Genomic DNA, 21,280 nt, shown 5'->3' on the forward strand with positions numbered 1-21,280 from the left:
GATAGCACATCCACCGGCCCGCAACGGCTAGGCCGGCGAAACCGACCACCCCCACGTGGTTCTCGTTCCGACCCTAGCCAGGTCCCCACGGCCGCGACCAGATCCTGGAAAGTTGTGGACAACTTCCGTGCCGACCCCGGCGGCGGGCCTGACTGTGCGGGCAGCGACCACGTCGCTTGACAGGATGATCGGGGTCGGACTTCCGAAGGGATGGCGACCGCAAGCCGGGCACAGTGCGCGGTGGTTCGGCCGGAGCTGATTGTGAACTTTTCCGGCTCCACTGCCACAGATCGAGCTCATGATGAGTCAAGGGGGTGTGATGGCGAAAGCGTTCGACGAGGTGGTGGCCGACGGACTGCCCGGACTGCTGCGGTACGCAACGGTGCTGACCGGACACCCGGATCGGGCCGAGGATCTGGTGCAGGAGGTGCTGGCCCGCGCCTTCGAGAAGTGGCACCGAATCAGTACGACCGACAGTCCGAACGCGTACCTGACCCGGATGGTCACCAACGAGTTCCTGTCCTGGCGACGGAAGCTCTCGACCCGCGTGGTGGTGGTGTCGCCCGACCAGATCGACCGCACGCACTGGCACCCCGGTGAGGTCGGAACCATTGACGACCGCGCTGAACTCCGCGCCTTGCTGTCCCGTCTGCCACCGAGACAACATGCAGCTCTTGTTCTTCGCTACTACCTCGGCTATCCCGACGCGGAATCGGCGGCGATGCTCGGATGCGTCCAATCGACGGTCCGATCACTCTGCTCGCGGGCTCTGGCCACCCTGCAACTCCCCGAGGACGACAACGCCGCCCCCGCCCCCCTGGCTTTGAGAAAGGCTCCACGATGATCAATCCGCTCGAAAGCGAATTTGCCGCCCGCGCCGACACCGCGCCGGATGTGGACGGGATGCTCCAGGCAATCCACGCCCGAGTGGCCAAACGCCAGATCCGTCGACGCCGGCTGGCCGTCACCGGAGTGGTCGGTGCCGTGGCGCTGGTCTCCGCCGGCGCCGTCCTGCTGACCAGCACGCCCCGTCCGCAGGTGCTTGGTGTCGGTTCGGCGGTCGGGGTGACCTCGGCTGCCGTGAGCAAGCCAGTGAGCACCTACCTACCGGGTGATCCCGGCGTGGCCTGTGACAGCCAGGGATTCGAACCTGCGCCCGCGCCGCTCGCCCAGGTTCCGGCCAGTCCGGGCAACATCGCTCTCACCTCGCTGCCGCAGGGTTGGTCGCGAACGGGCGGCGGTATCTCTGAGGCGCTCTACAGCGACCCTGCCGACCCCAATGCCGGGTCGGACCGGCCCGCCGGACAACTCCTCGTACTGGTGTCTTCTCTGCCGGACCAGGAGGCGTCCTACGACACCACCATCGCCGGCCGGCTCGCCGTCCTGCATCTGATCGACCCGTGCACGGCGGCGGGCTATCCGGGGACCTGGCTGGTCAGCGTGCAGTACGCGCCCGGAATCGCCGTTCAGGTGCAGGGTCCGATATCTCTCGGACTGAGCGAGACCCAGATCCGGCAGATCGTCGAGTCGGTCGTCGTCCGCAAATTGGTCCCCGGCCTCGGCTGATCGCGCAGTCCCCCGGGCTCGCAGTGGCGAAACACCTGCATGCCGACATACGGTCGAGGGGTGGATCGCCGAGCACTGGGCGCGTTGCTGCTGGTGATGACCGCCGTGCTGGCCCTCGTCGTGCCCGGGATCCTCGGGACACGCATCACCGGGACTCCAGCGGCGACGTACGTGCCCGCCCCTCCGGCGGTCGGGATGTGCGTGGTCCAGGATCCGGACACCTCGCCGACGGGCTCCGGCCAGGTCGCCGGACTGAGCTACGGCAGTTGCGACAAGCCGCACTACGGGGAGGTCGTGCAGGTCTACGCCGATTCGAGAACGTTCCCCCGGCTCCGGCTGGACCAGACGAACACCCCCGACCCGTCCGTCTGCAATCTGACGATCAGCAGCTACCTGGGGAGCATTCAGGTCGTCGCCCGCGACGATCGGGGCGATTACCGCAGCGTGCAGTTCGGATCGTGGGAACCGGTGTCGATCGGGACGGTTGGACTGCTCGGACCGAGCGGGACGCAACAGGCTGTCGGCCAGCACTGGATCGCCTGCGTGACGCAGGGCGCCCGTAGCCAGGCCGTGGTCGGCACCGTTCGCGATGCATTCGTGGGCGGGGTGCTGCCTGATTCCTACTCGGTCTGCCTGAACGACCTGACCTCGACCGACTACGTCGACTGCCTCAAACCGCACCGTGCGGAACTGTTCGCCACGACCCCCGTCAGCACGAACCTGCCGGCACAGGATCGACTGGACCGATCGTGCAGCGACTTCGTCCGCTATCTGACCGGACTCGACGATGCCGCGGCCGGCGGCCGCCTCTCCGTCGCTGCTATCCCCGTTTACTACGGAATTACCGGTCATCCGAATCCGAGCCAGACGAATCCTGTGCAGACGCAGCCCGCCCGAGCGTTTTGCGGTGTGATTACCAGCGGCGGTCGAACGCTGAACGCCAGCATCTTCGGGTTGCGGGACAAGCCCTTGCCGTTGTCCTGAGGTTTTGGCAGCGCCTTGACCTGCAGTGATGTATCGCGTTGTGGACAACGATGCCGCTTTGGACCCTTCTGTCGTTACAGTCTGCTGACGAGGACTGTGGGAGGGAGCCGGATGCTCTGGCGTTCGCGAGTGCTTCGAGTGATGGCCGGGGTCCTGGTGACGACTGCGCTGGTCACAGGCTGTACATCAACCAACACAGCCGGGCCGACCAGCACCGCCGACCTGACACCGGGCGGCACCGCCTTCCCGCTGACCTCCTCCTTGTCCTCCCCTGCGCCCGGGTCGAGCGGGTCTTTGGCGCCTGGCAGCACTGGCCTGGCTTCCTCAGCGCCTTCCCCGTCGTCCGCTTCGTCCTCCGTCTCATCGGCGACCACTCCTTCGACCACTCCCCCGACGACGCCCTCCCCGAGCACCGCGCCGACCAGCAAGCCGCCAGCGACCACCCCCATATCGAAGACTCCCACCACGCGCCTCACCACCCCCACGCTCAACACCGCCGGCCTCTCCGCACAGGAGATCAAGGACCGGCAGGCGATCCAGAACGCTTGGATTAAATACTGGGACGTGACCATCCCACTCCTGAAGACGCCAGCCCCGACGTGGCGCAAATCGCTGGCGACCGTCAGCGCCGATCCGTTGCTGTCAGTCATCCTTCAGCGCCTCGCACAATTCAAAAAGGATGGGGTCGACAACTACGGGTACGTTCTGCACAAGTTCTATTGGGGTCCGTCGGTCAACAGCGAGGACTCCGCGATCGTCGGCGACTGCATGGATACCAGCCATGCGGGTACGATCGATGTCAAGTCGGGCACTACGCTCTCCGTCGGATTGATGATGGATGATACAAGAATTACCTTTCAGCGCCACGGCAACACCTGGTTGGCTTCGAATATTCAGTCCTTGGATCCTTCATGCTGATGTCAATATGGAGATCTGCGGTCGCATTCGCGGCTGCCGCTTCTTTATTGGCGGCAGCAGCTCCCGCACATCCAAATGACCCGCCGGTAGTGCGTTTTGGCGGTTTGAGTACCGGAACAGCAACAGAGGTGACAGTCTCTGATTCGTCAACGGACCCCAGCGGAGTTCACCCATCGCCGGGTTCAGTGTCCAGCGGAGGTGCTGACGCCCAAAAGGATCCTTGTTGGTATAAGCCAACAACGCCTGTGAAAGATGATCCCCGCATGGGCGGAGACGATCCGTCAGAAGGTGTGCTCTACCTCGTGTCCTGCCCCGACGCGATCAACATCAACACCGGCGCACTCATCTACGCCCAAACCGACACAATCTGGGCCCGCACCGGCGTCGCCCCCGTCGCACCACCACCCGACCCCGCCGCACTCGCCCAACAAGCAGCAGGACGCCTACAGGCTCCCGACCCCTCGATCCAGATCGGCCCGAACCCCGGGCAACTCGCAGTCAAAGTTCCGATCTGGCTGTCCATCACCGACCAACCACCACTCACCCTGACCGTCGCAGTCCCCCGACTATCGGTCACCGTCACCGCCACCCTGACCTCCACCACCTGGTCCATGGGTGAACCAGTCGACCCCGCCACCCCCAACGCCAAAGTCGCCAACTTCACCTGCGAAGGCACCGGAACACCAGCACCTGCTGATGTCGACGCCGGCACAAAGCCTCCCTGCGGATACACCTACATCTGGAAATCACTGACCGACCGGACCGACGGCACCGGCACCTGGCCCATCACCGCCACCACCCACTGGACCGTCACCTGGACCGCCTCCGACGGCACCAACGGAACCCTGCCCCAACCACTCACCCCCCAAGCCACCACCCAGGTCGCCATCGGCGAGTGGCGCAGCACCCTCGTCGCCGGCGGATGAACACCACGCCAGACCCCGCTCGGGCGATCGACGAAAGACTCGGTCGGCGCCTCCTGCAGAAAAAGTTCACCCAGCGGTCCGCCCACCCGATCCGCGCCTTGGTTCGGCCGCATCAGCAGCGTCCTCGTACGCCCGGCGCAAATCGGTCGGGGTATCGCTGGGCAGGAGATCGGTCCGACCGGTTTCGGAACCGAGGTCAGGTGATGAAGATGTCGTTGGGTCGTCACATGCAGGTGATCCGTCAGGCAAACCCTGTCGGTGAGGCCCGCGGAACGTCCTGGGCAGGCGACGGGCCGTTTGCTGCTGCCCGGTGTCCGCACAGGCGCCTGAGTCCACGAACATCCGCAGGGTGGCGCAGGTGGGTTGTTCGCCGCCACGGGTTCGATGTCGGAGAGGCTCTCGGCGACGGTGACCTGTGGGTCGCAGGCGCTGCGCAAATCAGGGATTCCCATCCGAGGCTTCAGGTTGTCGTCTAGCGTCGGATGGGTGAAGAGAACAACGACACTCGCCCCTGCCCTGCTTCTCGCCGGCCTCCTCGGACTGTCTGCGTGTGGCTCCACCAGCACGCCTGCAGCTTCAGTCCTCAGCAGCAACTCCAGCAGCGCAGTCATCTCGACGTCGATGTCCTCGTCGGCCCCAGCGCCGAGATCGACTGCCGCGATTGTCAACTCGGCGGCGGCGAGCAGCGCCACGTCCAGCCCTGCAACGGCGAGCAGCCCCACTTCCGGCTCCGCATCGATGAGTACGGCCGCGACCAGCCCCGCCGAAAGCAGCCCCGCCAGTTCGGCCCCGTCATCAGCGTCCAGCTCACGGTCGGAGTCGACCATCTCCGGAAGTGGCGGCGTCATCAAAGCCGGCGGTGCCGCGAAGCTACCCGCGAAACTGGGCAGCTGGGTCAAAGCAGCCGGTTCCGGCCCGGGCGTCATCTACAACAAGGGCGCCGGCTCGATCATCATCAGCTTCCAGTCCGGGGCTGACTACGACGGCGTGTCGGCGAACGTCACCAACAGCAAGACGAAGGTTGGATCCGGCATCTGCGGCTCAACCACCGAGGCGTCCAACCTGACCTGCTATCTCAAGACCGCCGACGGCGTGATCAACCTGTCCAGCGACGCCAGCGACACTCCCCTGGTCGCTCTGGTGGATTTTGCCGACCAGCTCACCAAGACCCTGGGAACCAGCTGACCCTCGTGGTTTGCGATCGACGAGGCAGGTCCTCCCTCGTCGTCCCGGTCTCACCGCAGTTTTTGACAACCGCGCGACCGAGCACAAGCCAACGAGCTCGACGTAAGGTGCTGCAGTGTCCTTCTTCTCGAAATTGATGAGTGTTCTCGGTCCGGCGATCAAGTCGGCGATGAGGTCGCAGACCAAGACCGCCCAGCGCGCCCCGGCACCCACCGGCAGGTCCACCAAAGCGCCAACCAGGCCGGCTCCGGCTCCGGCTCCTGGCTCGAGGCGACCGTCGTCGGCAGGTACCCCGGGCGCCGAGGACTCACCGGGACGATTCGGACCGGATCGCACCGTCGAGATCGATCCGCGCCAGGTCGGCAGTGTCCAGACCTCCTACTCGCCGGTGACCGACGGCGACCCGGATCCCGGCGAGATCATCTGGACCTGGGTCCCGTTCGAAGAGAACGACGGGCAGGGCAAGGACCGTCCGGTGCTTGTGGTCGCGGCGGAGAGCGGCGGCACCGTCCTGGTGGTGCAGCTGACCAGCAAGGACCATGACGGCGACAGCGAGTTCATCTCGGTCGGTGCGGGCGATTGGGACTCGTCTCATCGGGAATCCTGGGTGAACCTCGAGCGGGTCCTGCGCGTGCATCCCGGCGGCATGCGCCGTGAAGCTTCGGCCCTGAGCAGGGCAGCATTCCAAGGCGTTGCTGCCCGACTCAGTGCTCGCTATGGCTGGAGATGACTCGCCCTGAGCTGCACAGACGCAAAAACCGCCCAACCGAAGTCGGGCGGTTCGCGGCGACGGCCCCTTGCCAGTGCGCCTCTCGGCACGTGGTCGCTCTTGGCGACTGAAGGGGTGGTACCCGGGGCATGTCCAAGAGACCGTCGACTCATTTAACACCCTCCCGGCCAGGTTTGTTCCATCCTCGTTCGGGTGGATCACGCAGAGGTACGAGCCATCCGGATCTCGGCCAGATTGTCCACGTTCTCGTCCAGACGGCGCTCACCGGTGGGCTCGAAACGGTTGCGGCGGTAGAACGCCAACGCCCGCGGGTTGTCCTCCGCCATCCAGAGCGCAGCCGAACGATCGCCCAGCACACCATCGAGCAGCAACTGCCCGAGCCCGGAACCCTGGGCGGTCTTGAGCAGGTAGATCATCGCCAACTCGGCCTCGTGGACCGGCGAATCGTCACGGGACGGGAGTGACAGCGCGAAGCCGACCAGCGCGCCGTCCAACTCCGCGACACGGATCTGCCGGCCCGGGACGTCCATGGCCAACGCACGGGTCCACATCTGGACCCGGCTGGCCACCGCGTCGCCGTCGAAGAACCGTTCGTGCAGCAGGTGCCCGTACGACTCCCGCCAGGACTCGACGTGCACTTCGGCGATCGTCTCCGCGTCGGCGGGAGTCGGCAATCTGATCGCACCGCGGAATTTGTACTCCACAAGTGAATCGTAGATCCTCGTCTCCAGGTCAGTCGCTACTGCGCAGCTGACAGCCACACCCGAACCTGGTTGGCCCGCTCCTCATCGACCAGTTCGATGACGTCCAGAGCTGGCTCGCCCGCGCCCGTCAACGCCTCCCGTACCAACAGCCAGAGTCCCTCCCGCACTCAATCACGACACCGGTCGATGAGACCTTCGTTTCCGACCTCGGTCGACGATTCATTAGCAGCACCGGTGGGTACTTGATAGATCAAGTCAAGCGCGGAGATCTTGATCGGTTCGATTCGATCGTCGAGAAAGGATGCCATGAGCACAGCAATGGTGGGCTCCGCCGAACTGTAGACAGTCCCCTGGGCGACCACCCAGTTCTCCAGGCCCCAATATGCCTGTTCGGCCTCGTCGGCTGATCTGAGCGCCAACAGCCCGGTCAGTGAATCCCTGATCCCAGCAGCACTTCCATTGATCTGCCGATAGAATCCCATCGAATCCGTGCCAGTTCGAGCTCCGCGACCCCCATCATCGTTGCCAAGCCCCACCCGGGAGGGCTTTGATATCAGGGACGAACTGGTCTGGACAGAAGTTGCTCTGACACTGCACGCACACGGGCATTTCCTTCCATTCAAGTTGGCGGGTCAACTTATTTCGACGCCAACCGTACGCCTTGGTCATGAGACCACCCGGCAGCTGGGACATGGCGTCATCCTCGGCGTGCACTTGACTTTCTGCCCTGGCTCGGCCGACCACTACCTGGCGGTTCCTCGAACCGCAGGCCGCTGGCCCGGTCGATCGCGCTGACGCAGGTGTCCACGGCCGAGCGGTGTTCGCCGTGGATCCGGTTCGGCGTGTCGACCGTCAGCGGTGGTTGCTTGCACGACCCGATTGCCGGCCAAGTCGACCTCCCTCTGCTGATCAACGGCACGACTCGACAGCGCAGACATTTTGCGCTGCAACCCTTCCAACGTCGTCGCACAGGACTTCAGAGCTGCTGCCACGATGCCCCACGCGTCGGAGGTGGTCTCCAGGTGCGGCGGCAGCTCGTCGGTCAACGTCTGCCGGTAGAGCTCCGCCTCGTCACCGCGGAAGCCCTCGGAGTCGATCCGGCGGACGTCGCCCACCACCAGCGACGTCACCGAGGAGAATGCCGACCAGTGGCCGGCCGACACCAGGATCGACTCCGGATCCCCCGGTCAGCGACACCGACGACATCTCCATCCGAGCCCCCGCCCACCGTCACCCGCCGCGGGCCGAGACCGGCCCCGGACGACCACCTTGCCGTCGACAAGGAACGTATCGACCTGGGCGGACCCGGTGGGGTGACACCACAAGAATGTGGACAACCTGCGCCGCGGCGCCCGCTACTGCTGCGCGCGAAGCCCCTTGAGACCGGTCGTCGCTGCCGATTTCGCCATTCCACAGAGCTTGTCCCTGTCGGCCGCCACGGCCTTCGGATCCAGGATCGAGACGACGAACATGCCGGTGTCCGACACCCCGATGGCGGTGGTGCAGACCGTGGCCTTGCTCTTGTCGTAGGTGGTGAGCGCCGGGAATCCCTCGATCTGCGATTCGGTCGTGTCTCGGCCGGACACCGAGGCCTTCAACTGATCCAGGGTCTGACCATCGGTCACCGTGAGGGCGTACGTGACGTCGTTCCCCGCCGAGTAGAGGCAGGTGGCACCATTGAAAGCCGCCGCGTCCGGGGGCGCCGACGACGTGATCCCGAGGGTGGCCTGCACATCGTCCGGCAGGACCTTGCACGGGTCGATACCGGCCGCGTCCAGGGTCTCGGTCGACTGTGATTCGGTCGAAGACGTCGAGCCTGCGGATGCCCCCGGCTGCGAGGAGCCGGACGAGCCGGTACCCGAGGGTTCAGAGCTCGGGGAGACGGAAGGAGCCTGGGCTGACGACACCGAACTACCGGACCCAGCCTCTGCAGACCCGCCCACGCTGGAGGTGCACGCTGTCGTCATCAGCAGTAGGACGCCGGCAACGAGGGACGTCATCACACCGCCAACAGTTCGCAATCCGGACATTCGGCCTCTCCCCCTTGAGGTTTCGGCCGGGCCCCCAGCCAGTGATCAGCGTAACGAGAGATCGGGCGGCCGTTCAGGGATTCGCGGAACTGGCGCTCTCGGTGGTCCCGGGCAGCAGATGCGCGTCCTGTGCCATCAGGTAGGTCCAGGCGTCCAGAAAGCGGGGCAGGTCGCGGCGCAGGCACGCGATGTCGTCGATCAGCACCCCGTCAACTCGCAGTCCGATCACCGCGGCGGCCGTCGCCATCCGGTGGTCGCCGGACGAGCGCCAGACGCCGGCCCGCAGCTCACCAGGGTCGATCTGCAGGACACCGCGATCCCAGACCGCACGACCACCGAGGGCGAGCAGATTCGTGCACAGTCGCTCACCCAGTGCCGTCGGTAGGCCACGGAGCACGGACGGGGTTCTGCTCAGCGCAGCGAGCACCGCAAAGGTCGGCCCGAGCCCCGGACCGTTCGTCAGGTCGACCTCCAGTCCGGTGAGTTCGCCCGACGAGGCACGACTCGTGCAGGTGAGGCCCTCCTCGGTGCGCACCAGATAGGCGCCCATCGCGGCCAGGGACGTGCGGGCCAGATCAGCGGTGACGCTGACCGGATCCGTACCGCAGACCACGCCCGGCCAGTTGCGCACCAGGACCGTTCCGGTCGTCACCGCCGCCGCGGCCAAGAACACCACCGCATCGGCCGGGTCCACTCTTCCCGCTGACGGGCGTCCGAGAAAGGCCGGGACCGTCACCCGCCCGCGCACCGGAATGGTGGCGACGGGAGCCAGCCAACTCTCCGAAGCCTCGGCAGGTGGAAGCGCGGTCACGAACCGGAACCCACTGGTACGCCGTCCAACTCGACTGGTTGGTACCCGGGAGTCAGTGGACTGAAATGGTAGCGCTCCTTGAAAACATGCATGTGCAGCCAGGTCTCGAGACCCACCGCCTGCGGGAGCTCGCGGATCCGGTCCACGGCGGCGATTCCCTCCGACAGCGAGGCGCAGGTCACCGTGGCGAGGATGTCGAACCGTCCGATGGTGGTGGCCAGGAAGGTCATCTCGGGCAGATCGGCCAGCAATGCAACGAGATCAGCGACCACACCGCGCATCTGGATGCCGAGTCCGATCGCATATTCCTGCTCACCCGTACCCGGTGCTGTCAGGGCACCTACCCGGATCACCTGATCGGCGATGAGCCTACGGACCCGCAACCGCGCGGTCCCGATGGAAAGACCCGTACGGGCGCTCATCTCGGTGTAGGACATCCGGCCGTCGAGCTGCAGCAGACCGAGGAGGCGGACATCCGTCTCGTCCAGGCTGTTCTCCGAGGTGGCCCAGGGACGCAGCACGTCGATCACCATGTCGGTGTAGACCAAGGTCGAGATCCCCTTGACACCGGTTGTTGTCCGGATCTTCTCGAGCGAGGCAGCGAGCTCGGCGGTCTGGTGGACTCGGACCTCGGCGACCAGGGCCGCCGAGCCGGTGACGAGCGAAACGAACGGGACCTCATCCAGTTCGGCGATCCGACCCGCGACATCCTCGACGGCGCGGTCGACCGTCACCGAGACGTGGGCGACTGCATGCAACCCCAACACCGCCGGATGTACCACTCCGACGACCCGCACCTTGCCGGACTGCAGCAGCTGCGCCAACCGGGCGGCCGCAGCCGACCGGGAGATCCCGAGGATCTCGGCCAGTTCCCGGCCACGGATCCGACCGTTCGACCGCAGCGTCTCGATCATGACGACGTCGACCGCGTCCACGACAGGACCTCCGCTCCCCGCCCGAGCTCGGGCCGGTCACCTGATGTTTACAAAGCAGAATACGAAACTACGAACGGCAGATTATGCGGTGACCTGCGGCCAGCCGATGCCTCGTTGCAAATCTGCCTGTGTTGCCCGGACGAAACGATCAGATCGAGCCCCGACTTTTGCAAAGGTGCTTGTCAGAACAACTGGGATCACCGTACCGTCCGGACCAGCCGGTGCAGCTGCCGCACGCCGCCAGAAATCTGCACCCAGAGATGTTTGCGCCACCGCTCGCGCCGCACTCCCATCTGCCCCGGAGGATTTCCGTGAAGAGTTCACGACCAGGTCATCTACTCACCGCGATGCTCGCCTGCGCCGGCCTGACGCTCGCCGCCTGCGGCAGCAGTAGCACGTCGGGCGCGCAGAGTTCCACCACCCCAACCCCTTCCACATCGGCTGCTCCGAGCGCCATGTCCTCGGCGATGGGATCGGCGATGCCGTCCGCGATGGGGTCTGCCATGCCGTCGGCCACGGGCGTGGTTGCCCCCACCGGGCTGCTGAAGGACGGCACCCTGACGGTCTGCACCGACCCCGAGTACCCGCCGATGGAGTACTACAAGAACGGGACCTCGGGCGATCTCACCGGCTTCGACTCGGACGGCGCCACCGCGCTGGCCACCCTCTGGGGCCTGAAGGTCAGCTTCACCATCACCTCGTTCGACGGCCTGATGCCGGGCCTGCAGGCCAAGCGCTGCGACATCCTCTGGTCAGCCCTGTATCTCAGCGCGAAGCGGCTGGAAGTGGCTGATGGCGCGCCGTTCATGGTGACCGGCCCCGGGTTGATCGTGCCGACCGCAAACACCGACATCACCAGCTCCGACAACCTGGCCGGCAAGACCGTCGCCGTGCAGGGTGGCGGCGTGAACGAGCAGACGCTGAAGGATCTCTCGGCGAAGTTCGTCGCGGCCGGCAAGGGCGCGATCACCATCCAGGCCTACCCGAAGACCGCCGAGACTGTCGCGGCCGTCACCAACGGCAAGGCCGACGCCCTCATCGAGACCGACGTGGCCGTCGCCGACATGGTGAGCAAGTCGACCGGAAAGCTCAAGGAGCTGAAGGGCTTCTTCCCGACCGAGACCAAGTTCGGCGTCTTCACCGCCAAGGGATCCGAGCTCAGCAAGGCCGTCTCGGCCGGACTGCAGACCCTGCAGGCCACCGGCACCCTGGCCAAGATCGCCAACAGCTACGGCCTGGACCCGACCAAGATCAGCACCAAGTAGATGGAGTGGGACGGCCACCTCTTCTGGAGCGCACTGTTCTCCAAGGAGTACCTCGACGGCGCGATCCTGTCGGTGACGCTCGCTGCGGCATCCCAGGTCGTCGCCGTGCTGCTCGGCTTCCTGGTCGCGCTGGGTCGTCTGTCCAAAGCCCGGACCGCACGGGCAGTCTCGGGTCTCTACGTCTGGTTCTTCCGGGCCATTCCGACCCTGCTCGTGCTCCTGCTGGTCTGGAACGCCGGGCCACAGCTGTTCCCCGTCCTGCGTGAGGCGTGGTTCAGCCCGTTCCTCGCCGGCCTGATCGGGTTGTCGGTGGTGGAAGCCGCCTACATGGCCGAGATCATCCGGTCCGCGCTGATGAGCGTCGACGAGGGACAGTCACTGGCTGCCAGGGCACTCGGTTTGTCCCCGACCCGAGTGATGTTCAAAGTGGTCCTGCCGCAGGCCATCCGGGTGGCCCTACCGCCCACCGGCAACGAGTTCATCGCGATGATCAAGTACACGTCGCTGGCCTCCGTCATCTCCCTGCGGGAACTGCTCACCACGGCCCAGAACGGCGTGTCGGTGACCTTCCGATACGCCGAGTACTACGTCGCCGCGCTGGTCTACTACCTGGTCATCGTCTCGATCGTCATGTACGGGCAGTCCCTGATCGAGCGGCGTTTCCGCTGGGTCTCGACACGGCCGCTCAGGACCGGTCTCCTGGCCCGGCGCAACCCGACCATGACAGCGACGAAAGAGCCAAAGGTCGTCGTCACCAAGGTCGCCCAGCCGGAAGGTGCGAAATGACCGAGGAACTGCCGCTGCTGCGGGTGCTGGATCTGCACAAGACCTACGGCCGCACCGAGGTTCTCAAGGGCGTCGACTTCGACGTCAAGGCCGGTGAGGTGAAGGCGTTGCTCGGGCCTTCCGGGTCCGGCAAGTCCACGATCCTGCGGCTGATGGCGCTGCTGGAACGCCCCGACGCGGGTGAGATCCTGCTGGAGGGAAAGCGCATGGGCATCAGCGCTTCCGCGGGCAAGGTTCGCCACCTCAAGGAGCGGGAGCTCGCGCGCCAGCGCACCGAGATCGGCATGGTCTTCCAGAAGTTCAACCTGTTCGCCCATCTCGACGCGGTGCACAACGTGATGCTCGGCCTGACCCAGGCCCGCCGGGTGCACAAGGCCGAGGCCCGCGAACAGGCCATCGAGATGCTCGCCAGGGTCGGGCTTTCCGACCGGACCGGGCACTACCCGAGCGAGCTCTCCGGCGGTCAGCAGCAGCGGGTTGCCATCGCCAGGGCACTGGTGATGAACCCCAAGGTGATGCTCTTCGACGAACCGACGTCGGCCCTCGACCCGGAACTGGTCGGCGAGGTGCTGGCCGTCATGGAACAGCTCGCTGCCGAGGGTATGACGATGGTCGTGGTGACCCACGAGGTCCGGTTCGCCCGGCGGGTGGCCACCGAGGTGGCGATGTTCGACCAGGGGCAGATCGTCGAACAGGCTGCACCGGAGGACTTCTTCGACCGACCGGCCCACGAACGCACGATCAAGTTCCTCGAGCACGTGCACTGAGACGTCCGGCTCCCACGGCCCCAGACGCACAACCCGACGACGACGAATGGAGCTCGACATGACACCGGCACGTCCGCTGGCCGTCTACACCGACGTCGACGATCTCGACGCGGCGCCGGGCGTGGAGACGTTGATGGCAGCGGGGTTGGACGTCGTGGTGCTCGAAACCCGCGATCCCGACGTCATCCTCGCCGCCGCCGCGGGGGCAACCGCTCTGCTCGTCGGCTATGCGCCGGTCACTGCGGCCATGCTCGAGGCGATGCCGGTTCTGCGGGTGATCTCGCTGCTGTCGATGGGTAGCGACGGCATCGATGTCCCGGCTGCCACGCAGCGCGGGATCTGGGTCGCAAACATCACCGATGTCGCCACCGCGGAGGTGGCGACCCACGCCTGGGCGCTGACGTTGTCGCTGGTCCGTTGCCTGCCGTTCTTCCAGACCGGCGCACAGACGACCACCCCGGACGGAGCAGACGCCGGCTGGCTGGCTCGCCCGGATCGGCTGCCCCGCAGGCTCTCCGACCTGACGGTGGGGCTGATCGGTCTCGGCCGGATCGGGACCGCCTTTGCCGCGATGGCGGCCGGGCAGGTCGGATCGATCATCGCCCACGACCCGTTCGTGTGCGATGGGAGCTGGCCCGCTGGTGTCCAGCCGGCCGCACTCGACGACGTCGTGGCCACCGCGGACATCCTGTCGCTGCACGTGCCGCTGACCGACGAGACCCGTCATCTGGTGAATGCAGACCTGTTGAGTCGTCTCAAGTTCGGGTCGTACCTGGTCAATGTGTCACGCGGGGGCCTGGTCGACTCCACCGCTCTCGCCGCGTCGCTGTGCGCGGGTCACCTGGCCGGCGCCGCCCTCGACGTGCTGGACGTCGAACCGCCACCCGCGGACCATCCGCTGCTGGGCCTTCCCAACGTCATCCTGACCCCGCACATCGGCTACCTGTCGGACGTGACCGTGCGCGCGTACATCGACCACCAGGCAGCGAACGTGGTGTCCTGGCTGCAGACCGGCCGCCCGCTGACGCCGGTCAATGCCCCCGCAGCGGGGAGGAGTACCGCATGAAGTTCGGCGAGGCGATCATCGACCTGATCGCCAATTCCTACGACGTGGACACCGTTTTCGGCATTCCGGGTGTGCATACCATCGAGTTCTACCGCGGTGTCCACAGCCGCCGGTTACATTCCGTCGTCCCCCGCCACGAGCAGGGTGGCGCCTTCATGGCCGATGGCTACACCCGGGTGACCGGCAAGCCCGGGGTCTGCCTGTTCGTCACCGGACCCGGTGTGCTGAACGCGATGACGCCGATCGCCCAGGCCTGGCACGACTCCATCCCGATGCTCGTCCTGGCGGCCACCACCGCGTCCGGGGACCTCGGGCGTGGGCGGGGGCCACTGCACGACGTCGGTGACCAGACGGCGATGACCGTTCCCATCACCTCGATCTCGGAGACGGTCAGCGATCCGGACCGGTTCGCCGAGCTGATCGCGCAGGCCTGGCAGTCGTGGGCGGTCGGCCGTCCGCGTCCCGTCCATCTGGCGGTGCCCGTGGATCTGCTGTCCGCTGAGGTCGGCCCGATCAAACCGGTGCGGCTCGAGGCCACGCCGACCGAACCCGACCAGACGGCGGTGACCTCAGCCGCGCAGGCGCTGCGGGCGGCCGTGCGGCCGGTCATCCTCGCCGGTGGTGGGGCGCTTGGCGCCCCCGACGGAATCCGGCTGCTCGCCGAACGTCTCGACGCGCCGGTAGTGACCACCGGCAACGCGAAGGGGCTGATCCCGGCCGATCATCCCCTGTCCGTCGGGACCCTGCTGCCCTTCTCGCCAGTGCTCGACCTGATCGAGCGGGCCGATGTTGTGCTGGCCATCGGCACGGAGTTCTCCGACGTGGACCGCATCTACACCGGCGCCGAGCTGAAAATTCCCGGAACCTTGATCCGGGTGGACATCGACCGCGGTCAGTTGGACGGCCTGGTGAAGGCCACCATCGGGATCGCCGCTGATGCTGCGCTGACGATCGAAGCTCTGCTGCTGGTGTTGCCGGCACATCCGCAGGCTAGGGGCGGCGCCGAACGAACGCGGAAGACCGTTGCCGCCGTGACGTTCTCGGACCAGACGGAGCAGCACGGACCGTGGCTGGACGCCTTGGGCTCCGTGTTGACCGACGATACCGTGACCGTGCTGGACTCGACCCAGCTGGCCTACAGTGCTCTGCACCGTCTCCCCGGAGGACACCCGGGCAACTGGATCGCCTCCTATGGGCTGGGCACCCTCGGTCCGGCGCTACCGATGGCCGTCGGCGCCAGGATCGGCCGGCAGGAGGCACCGGTGGTTGCCGTCGCGGGTGACGGCGGCGTGCTCTTCACCCTGCCCGAGTTGGCCACCGCGGTGGACACCGGCGGCCAACTGACCCTCGTCATCTGGGACAACGCCGGGTACGGGGAGATCCGGGACTCGTTCGACCGGGCCGCGGCACCGCGGATCGGCACCGAGACCTCCGCCCACGACCTGGTCGCCATCGCCCGTGGCTTCGGCGCAGCTGCAACCAGAGTCGACACCCCGGAGATCTTTGCCGATGAACTGGGTGTCGCGGCAACACGGCAAGGCGTCAGCGTCGTCGTCGCCACCGAACCCGGGTCGCCCGCGACCCGACCGCATTGACCTACGCACAGGCCCCGACGGCGAGAGATCAACCTACCAGCATGATCCGGTCACCACGGCCGGACGAACGAAGGAGGCGAGCACCACGTCGGCATTCTCGGACGGTCCGCAGGTTCCCCGCGTCGGCGTCGACGGCAGGGTGGGACCCATCGACGCCTCGTTGATCCCGCGGTACGCCGGCATCGCCACGTTCGCGAGACTCCCTCGCCTGCAGGATGTTCCGGCGCCGGACATCGCCATCCTCGGCATCCCCTTCGACAGCGGGGTGTCCTACCGCCCCGGTGCCCGGTTCGGGCCGAGCCACGTCCGGGAGGCCTCCCGGCTGCTGCGGCCTTACAACCCGGCACAGGAGGTGTCTCCGTTCCAGCAGAAGCAGGTGGTGGACGCCGGTGACCTGGCGGTCAACCCGTTCGACATCGGCGAGGCCGTGGACACCATCGACCTGTCCGTCACCGAACTCTTCGACGCCGGGATCACCCCGCTGGTGATCGGCGGCGACCACACCATCGCGCTGCCGATGCTGCGGGCGGCCCACCGCAGGTTCGGCCAGGTCGCGGTGCTGCACTTCGATGCCCACCTCGATACCTGGGACAGCTACTTCGGTGCCGACTACACCCACGGCACCCCGTTCCGCCGGGCGGTCGAGGAGGATCTCCTCGACCTGGAGGCACTCTCGCACGTCGGTACGCGCGGCCCGCTCTACTCCGCGCAGGATCTCACCGACGACGCCCGCCTGGGTTTCGGCATCGTCACGTCGTCCGCTGTCGGCCGTCGCGGTGTGGACGAGGTCGCGTCGGCGCTCCGCGAACGCATCGGCGACCGCCCGCTGTACGTCTCGATCGACATCGACGTACTCGATCCGGCCCACGCGCCGGGCACCGGCACCCCCGAAGCGGGTGGCCTGACCAGCCGCGAACTGCTCGAACTGCTGCGAGGGCTGCATGGCCTCAACCTGATCGGCGCGGACGTCGTCGAGGTGGCCCCGGCCTACGACCACGCCCAGATCACCGCCATCGCGGCAGCGCACGTCAGCTACGAACTGCTGTCGCTGCTGGCCCGCAAGAAGACTCCCGAGGTCGGCGCATGACGTTCGACCCCGGCCTCCAGACGGCCACTCCGACCCTCAGTCTCTTCCAATCCCTCTGGGCCATGGAGGATCTGCCCTACCGTGGTGAATCCCAGTGGACCTTGGCGGAACGGGTCGACATGATCGCCGGTGGCGGATTCGCCGGCCTGGCCGTTGATCTCGGGGCACGTCAGGCTCCGGCAGCGGCAGACGTCGGACCGCTGGCCGCGGCCGCCGGCCTGCGGACCGCCGTCTTCGCCTTCGTCCGCGACGCCACCGGACTCGACTCCGCGCTGCGGTATGCCGAGCAGATCGGTGCTCCCGACATGGTGGTCTGCGCCGAGGTCTTCGACCCGGATCCGTTGGCGCAGGCCCGGATCATCAATCAGTGGTACGGCATCGCGGAGCGGGCCGGTGTGCGCCTGCAACTCGAAACGCACCGCGGCACCATGACCAACGACCTGCGGATGACGACTCGCATCCTGGCGAACCTCGACCCTGCCGTCGATCTGGCCATCGACCTGTCCCACCACGTCTGCGGCTGCGAGCTACCCGACAAGGCGACCGACGAGATCGAGAACCTGATCAGCCTTCTCCTGGCGCGGGCCGGATCGCTTCAGGGCCGTATCGCCAACCGCGGACAGGTCCAGTTGCCGTTGACGTTCCCGGCCCACCAGGGCTGGGTCGAGCGATTCCGGGGCTGGTGGGTCCAGGGTTTCCGAACGATCCTGGACCGGGAACCGCAGGCGGACATCATGTTCTGCACCGAGCTCGGGACCACGCCCTACGCCATCACCGGTGCCGACGGCCTCGAACTCTCCGACCGCTGGGCCGAGGCCCTGCTGCTCTGCGACTGGGCCGCAACGGCTTTCGCCGACGCCATGACCATGTCCGACGGTGCCGCCCCGACCGACCCGACCCCAGCGACTGCACAGACCGCACAGCCCGCGAGGAGCAGCTGATGACCGTCCAGAGCGCCCCAGCCTCCAGCACAGCCGCCGGCAATCAGATCGTCGCGGGCCCGTTGTCCGAAAGACCCCAGGGCCGCTCCATTCTCCCCGGCCGGGCCTACACCGGCCAGGCCGAGTTCGACCAGGAACAGGAGGCCATCTTCGCCTCCGGTTGGGTGTGGGCCGGGTACGAGCACTGGGCTCCCGTCGGCGGCGACGTCATCCCGGTGACCGTTGCCGGCCGGCCGCTGCTGATCGTCCGCGGCGATGACGGCGAACTTCGCGTCTTCCACAATTCCTGTCGTCATCGGGGAATGGTGCTCACCGAGGAGAAGATCCAGGTGACCAGGAGGATCCAGTGTGCGTACCACTGCTGGTCCTACCACCTCGACGGAACACTAGCCGCAGCACCGTTCTTCAGGCGCGAGAAGCGCACGGCCCCCGACCAGGAGTTTGTGGCCGGCCTGGGCCTCCTGCCGGTGGCCAGCGCGACCTGGGCCGGCATGGTGTTCGTCAACCTCAGCCCGGATCCACGGCCCCTGGCCGAACTGCTCGCTCCATTGCAGAAGCGCTGGCAGCACATCGATCTGAACAGACTGACGCTGGCCCAGGAACGTAAGTTCGACATCCGGGCCAACTGGAAACTGATCGTCGAGAACTTCCTCGATTTCTACCACCTGCCGTTCATCCACCCGCAGGTCGGACCGGTCTCGGCCTCGCTCGACGTCGACGACGTCCTGGTCGCACCGGAGATCATCGGCGGCTGCTACCCGCGCGGCGCGGCCGGCAAGGCGAAGAAGAGCGCCGACCAGCTGCCCTGGCTCGGTGACGTCCCCGCCGATCGGCTGGAAAGTCAGGACATCTTCTGCGTCTTCCCCAACGCGCTCTTGTTCCTGGAGTCGGACTGGTTCCAGGTGATCGGCTTCGAACCGCTGGCGCCGGACCACACTCTCGAGCACATGGCGATCTTCGTCGACTCCTCCGCCGACTCCGAGGACTTCAGCACCGCGATCAAGAGTCTGTGCGAGGTGCTCTACGAGGTGAACGAGCAGGATCTCCCCATCCTCCGAAAGCTGCAGGCGGGCAGGCACTCTCCCGGCGCCGACCGCACCACGTTGCTGTCCTGGTGGGATCAGATCACCGCCCACTTCCAGTCGCTGGTCCGAGATCGTGCGGGCTATCCCCAGTGAGTGTCGATGCGCGACAACGCTTCGCATGACGTGCCACTGTCTCGGACGCCCGTGCGCCGATGACGATCGCCACGGCGATCGGGACATGGACCCGGACTCGCGCGGTGTGCCGTTACCCAGGTGTTACGGGTCGTGAGTTGAGTCAGCCTCGTCGGAGCCGCATCCCGCGGCGACGAGGAAGGGAGTCACCACCATGAGGCACCCGAAACATCCGGTCCGGCAGACACTCGAATTCATCTCGATCGCTTCGTGCGCAATCATCCTGAGTGGCTGCAACTCCGGCACGACCACCGCGACCGCCGTTGCCGCCACCACGTCCTCTTCGGCGAGTACGGCTGCCAGCGCGCCGGCCGCGCTACCGTCCAACGCTCTACCGTCGAGCGCTCCGGCAACCGGCGCCACGGCGGAGGGTGTGCGCACTCCCTCCGCGGCCGGCGGATCACCGACTACCGGGAAGTGCACCGACCTGACGGCGGCTGCTGCCGGCGCAGCGGTAGGCAAGCCCACCACGCTGACATTGGACAGCTCCGACGCCATCAGCTCCACCTGCGATGTCAACGTCGCTGGCGAGGTCGATCCCATCCAGCTTTTCGTGATCACCTCGGCCACCGCGAGGGAGTTCGCCGACGAGAAGAAGGCCGCAGCTGATCTCAAGACGGTCGGCGGGGTAGGTGACCAGGCATTCACCGACGCGCTCGGGGTGGAGGTACTGCGCGGAAGTGTCGAGATCAAGGTGGGCGGACCGGAAGATGCACTGAAGAACGATGACTACTCGGTGCCGACCGCGATTGCGAAGGCGATGGTCGCCGCGCTGAAGTGAGCTGTCTTTCGCTGCACCACAGCCGTGCTGCCACCACAACCTTCGCTGCCACAACAGTGCGCGACACCGGACGACTGCACTACCGAATGGACTGCATCCTGGCGATGGCCCGCTCGATGACGACCTGACTGGCCTTGGACAACGGTATATCCCTACGGACGACGATCGCGAATTCGTCGAAGATCCTGGGCCGCATCGATACCCACTTCAGATTCGGCGAAAGGCGTTGCCCCATACGGCTGAGCAGGCCCCTTGCCGTCACCGCATCGGCGCGGCCGGTCGCGGCGATCTCGAGCGCGGTCTCGATGTCCTCCACCTCGACCACCGGTGTCAGCGTGCCGCCCACGGATTGGACGGCTCGCGCAAGTTGCCGACGGGTAGAATCGTTGTTTCCCCAGCTCGCCTCGGACAGCACCAACGGCGCAGCCGCGAGAACCGTTGCGGTGACGGGGCGCTGCACCCGCTCCGGGACCGCACTGACGTAGACCACCTCGTCTCGCATGATCGGCGTGACGGCCAGCCCGGCGTCGGCTACCGGCAGCGTGATGATCGCCGCGTCCAACCGGCCGCGGCGCAACTCTTCGTGCACATCCGTCGAGTTCTGGCCGATGAGTTCGATCCGCACGTCCGGATACCGTTCCAGCACATCCGCCACCAGATCGGCGTCGAAATAGAGCCGCGAGGTGCCGAACACGCCGAACCGGATGGTGCCAGACGTCACCTCCCTGATCGAGGCGACCGCGCCGACCGCGGCCACGGCCGCATTCAAGGTCTGCTGCGCGTGCACCCGCAACACCTCGGCCGCCTCGGTGGGCACCAGTCCCCGGCCGACCCGCCGGAACAGGACGGTGCCAAGACCCCGTTCCAACAGCCGCACCTGCTCGGAGATCGAGGGTTGGGCCATGCCGAGCGACAGCGCCGCTGCGGTGAACGAACCGTCATCGAAGACGGAGACGAAACAGCGCAACTGGTGCAGGGTGAACATC

26 protein-coding genes are annotated in these 21,280 nt (G+C 66.5%); 16 read left to right on the plus strand and 10 right to left on the minus strand.

The genetic code is table 11. The features are described 5' to 3' along the window. Window positions 1-319: 319 nt before the first annotated feature. Genes ABIB25_RS19025 through ABIB25_RS19035 form a run of 3 tightly spaced genes read left to right on the plus strand, consistent with a single transcriptional unit; the run spans window position 320 to window position 2,550 of the window. Window positions 320-844: an RNA polymerase sigma factor gene (locus ABIB25_RS19025; protein ID WP_354530080.1), complete on the plus strand. Its 525-nt coding sequence runs from the start codon at window positions 320-322 to the stop codon at window positions 842-844. Continuing rightward, window positions 841-1,566, plus strand: a complete 726-nt coding sequence (locus ABIB25_RS19030) for a hypothetical protein (protein WP_354530081.1) — start codon at window positions 841-843, stop codon at window positions 1,564-1,566. Before ABIB25_RS19025 ends, ABIB25_RS19030 begins: the two co-directional genes overlap by 4 nt. Window positions 1,567-1,626: 60 nt before the next feature. Further along, a complete protein-coding gene (locus ABIB25_RS19035) occupies window positions 1,627-2,550 on the plus strand; it encodes a hypothetical protein (RefSeq protein ID WP_354530082.1) in 924 nt (307 codons plus the stop codon). A gap of 74 nt (window positions 2,551-2,624) precedes the next feature. On the opposite strand, the gene ABIB25_RS19040 is transcribed toward ABIB25_RS19035, so the two are convergent. Further along, window positions 2,625-3,122, minus strand: a complete 498-nt coding sequence (locus ABIB25_RS19040) for a hypothetical protein (protein WP_354530083.1) — start codon at window positions 3,120-3,122, stop codon at window positions 2,625-2,627. Here ABIB25_RS19040 and ABIB25_RS19045 point away from each other — a divergent pair. The 4 genes from ABIB25_RS19045 to ABIB25_RS19060 all read left to right on the plus strand — a co-directional run bounded on the left by ABIB25_RS19045 (window position 3,115) and on the right by ABIB25_RS19060 (window position 6,309). Continuing rightward, window positions 3,115-3,468 (plus strand): hypothetical protein, encoded by a 354-nt coding sequence (locus tag ABIB25_RS19045; RefSeq protein ID WP_354530084.1) that lies wholly within the window; start codon window positions 3,115-3,117, stop codon window positions 3,466-3,468. The two genes, ABIB25_RS19040 and ABIB25_RS19045, sit on opposite strands and share 8 nt — an antisense overlap. Window positions 3,469-3,731: 263 nt before the next feature. Further along, window positions 3,732-4,394 carry a hypothetical protein gene (locus ABIB25_RS19050; RefSeq protein WP_354530085.1) on the plus strand — a complete coding sequence of 221 codons (663 nt, stop codon included), beginning with the start codon at window positions 3,732-3,734 and terminating at the stop codon, window positions 4,392-4,394. A gap of 738 nt (window positions 4,395-5,132) precedes the next feature. Then, window positions 5,133-5,579: a hypothetical protein gene (locus ABIB25_RS19055; protein ID WP_354530086.1), complete on the plus strand. Its 447-nt coding sequence runs from the start codon at window positions 5,133-5,135 to the stop codon at window positions 5,577-5,579. A gap of 343 nt (window positions 5,580-5,922) precedes the next feature. Continuing rightward, entirely contained in the window at window positions 5,923-6,309 is a 387-nt protein-coding gene (locus ABIB25_RS19060) for a type II toxin-antitoxin system PemK/MazF family toxin (RefSeq protein WP_354530163.1), read from the plus strand. Between the two features lie 197 nt (window positions 6,310-6,506). On the opposite strand, the gene ABIB25_RS19065 is transcribed toward ABIB25_RS19060, so the two are convergent. The 8 genes from ABIB25_RS19065 to ABIB25_RS19100 form a co-directional block, all read right to left on the minus strand. Next, window positions 6,507-7,013, minus strand: coding sequence for a GNAT family N-acetyltransferase (locus ABIB25_RS19065; RefSeq protein WP_354530088.1), 507 nt, complete (start codon window positions 7,011-7,013; stop codon window positions 6,507-6,509). A gap of 35 nt (window positions 7,014-7,048) precedes the next feature. Continuing rightward, the gene (locus ABIB25_RS19070) at window positions 7,049-7,180 is read right to left on the minus strand and encodes a hypothetical protein (protein WP_354530089.1); all 132 of its coding nucleotides are present in this window, start codon (window positions 7,178-7,180) and stop codon (window positions 7,049-7,051) included. Beyond that, window positions 7,181-7,549 carry a hypothetical protein gene (locus tag ABIB25_RS19075; protein ID WP_354530090.1) on the minus strand — a complete coding sequence of 123 codons (369 nt, stop codon included), beginning with the start codon at window positions 7,547-7,549 and terminating at the stop codon, window positions 7,181-7,183. Window positions 7,550-7,756: 207 nt separating this feature from the next. Then, window positions 7,757-8,176 (minus strand): hypothetical protein, encoded by a 420-nt coding sequence (locus ABIB25_RS19080; RefSeq protein ID WP_354530091.1) that lies wholly within the window; start codon window positions 8,174-8,176, stop codon window positions 7,757-7,759. A gap of 192 nt (window positions 8,177-8,368) precedes the next feature. Then, a complete protein-coding gene (locus ABIB25_RS19085; protein WP_354530092.1) occupies window positions 8,369-9,013 on the minus strand; it encodes a DUF3558 domain-containing protein in 645 nt (214 codons plus the stop codon). A 103-nt stretch (window positions 9,014-9,116) separates the two neighbouring features. Then, window positions 9,117-9,854 carry a carboxyvinyltransferase gene (locus ABIB25_RS19090; RefSeq protein ID WP_354530093.1) on the minus strand — a complete coding sequence of 246 codons (738 nt, stop codon included), beginning with the start codon at window positions 9,852-9,854 and terminating at the stop codon, window positions 9,117-9,119. Next, a complete protein-coding gene (locus ABIB25_RS19095) occupies window positions 9,851-10,789 on the minus strand; it encodes an Lrp/AsnC family transcriptional regulator (RefSeq protein WP_354530094.1) in 939 nt (312 codons plus the stop codon). The genes ABIB25_RS19090 and ABIB25_RS19095 overlap by 4 nt, the downstream gene beginning before the upstream one ends. A gap of 331 nt (window positions 10,790-11,120) precedes the next feature. Beyond that, window positions 11,121-11,294 carry a hypothetical protein gene (locus ABIB25_RS19100; protein ID WP_354530095.1) on the minus strand — a complete coding sequence of 58 codons (174 nt, stop codon included), beginning with the start codon at window positions 11,292-11,294 and terminating at the stop codon, window positions 11,121-11,123. Here ABIB25_RS19100 and ABIB25_RS19105 point away from each other — a divergent pair. From ABIB25_RS19105 to ABIB25_RS19145, 9 genes are all read left to right on the plus strand, one after another. Then, window positions 11,293-12,054, plus strand: a complete 762-nt coding sequence (locus ABIB25_RS19105) for an ABC transporter substrate-binding protein (protein ID WP_354530096.1) — start codon at window positions 11,293-11,295, stop codon at window positions 12,052-12,054. The two genes, ABIB25_RS19100 and ABIB25_RS19105, sit on opposite strands and share 2 nt — an antisense overlap. Further along, the gene (locus ABIB25_RS19110) at window positions 12,055-12,840 is read left to right on the plus strand and encodes an amino acid ABC transporter permease (protein WP_354530097.1); all 786 of its coding nucleotides are present in this window, start codon (window positions 12,055-12,057) and stop codon (window positions 12,838-12,840) included. Further along, window positions 12,837-13,607, plus strand: coding sequence for an amino acid ABC transporter ATP-binding protein (locus ABIB25_RS19115; RefSeq protein WP_354530098.1), 771 nt, complete (start codon window positions 12,837-12,839; stop codon window positions 13,605-13,607). The genes ABIB25_RS19110 and ABIB25_RS19115 overlap by 4 nt, the downstream gene beginning before the upstream one ends. Before the next feature lie 58 nt (window positions 13,608-13,665). Then, window positions 13,666-14,673 (plus strand): C-terminal binding protein, encoded by a 1,008-nt coding sequence (locus ABIB25_RS19120; protein ID WP_354530099.1) that lies wholly within the window; start codon window positions 13,666-13,668, stop codon window positions 14,671-14,673. Continuing rightward, window positions 14,670-16,268 (plus strand): 5-guanidino-2-oxopentanoate decarboxylase, encoded by a 1,599-nt coding sequence (locus tag ABIB25_RS19125; RefSeq protein WP_354530100.1) that lies wholly within the window; start codon window positions 14,670-14,672, stop codon window positions 16,266-16,268. The genes ABIB25_RS19120 and ABIB25_RS19125 overlap by 4 nt, the downstream gene beginning before the upstream one ends. A gap of 139 nt (window positions 16,269-16,407) precedes the next feature. After that, window positions 16,408-17,355 (plus strand): agmatinase, encoded by a 948-nt coding sequence (speB, locus tag ABIB25_RS19130; protein ID WP_354530101.1) that lies wholly within the window; start codon window positions 16,408-16,410, stop codon window positions 17,353-17,355. After that, window positions 17,352-18,296, plus strand: a complete 945-nt coding sequence (locus ABIB25_RS19135; RefSeq protein WP_354530102.1) for a sugar phosphate isomerase/epimerase family protein — start codon at window positions 17,352-17,354, stop codon at window positions 18,294-18,296. Before speB ends, ABIB25_RS19135 begins: the two co-directional genes overlap by 4 nt. Beyond that, a complete protein-coding gene (locus ABIB25_RS19140) occupies window positions 18,296-19,474 on the plus strand; it encodes an aromatic ring-hydroxylating oxygenase subunit alpha (RefSeq protein WP_354530103.1) in 1,179 nt (392 codons plus the stop codon). Before ABIB25_RS19135 ends, ABIB25_RS19140 begins: the two co-directional genes overlap by 1 nt. Before the next feature lie 193 nt (window positions 19,475-19,667). Continuing rightward, window positions 19,668-20,294: a hypothetical protein gene (locus ABIB25_RS19145; RefSeq protein ID WP_354530104.1), complete on the plus strand. Its 627-nt coding sequence runs from the start codon at window positions 19,668-19,670 to the stop codon at window positions 20,292-20,294. A gap of 79 nt (window positions 20,295-20,373) precedes the next feature. Here the strand turns inward: ABIB25_RS19145 and ABIB25_RS19150 are convergent, their stop codons facing one another. Then, complete coding sequence (locus tag ABIB25_RS19150) at window positions 20,374-21,279, minus strand: LysR family transcriptional regulator (RefSeq protein WP_354530105.1); 906 nt, start codon at window positions 21,277-21,279, stop codon at window positions 20,374-20,376. Window position 21,280: the final 1 nt, after the last annotated feature.

Source organism: Nakamurella sp. UYEF19, assembly GCF_040546275.1.
In the GTDB taxonomy this organism is placed as follows: Bacteria; Actinomycetota; Actinomycetes; order Mycobacteriales; family Nakamurellaceae; genus Nakamurella.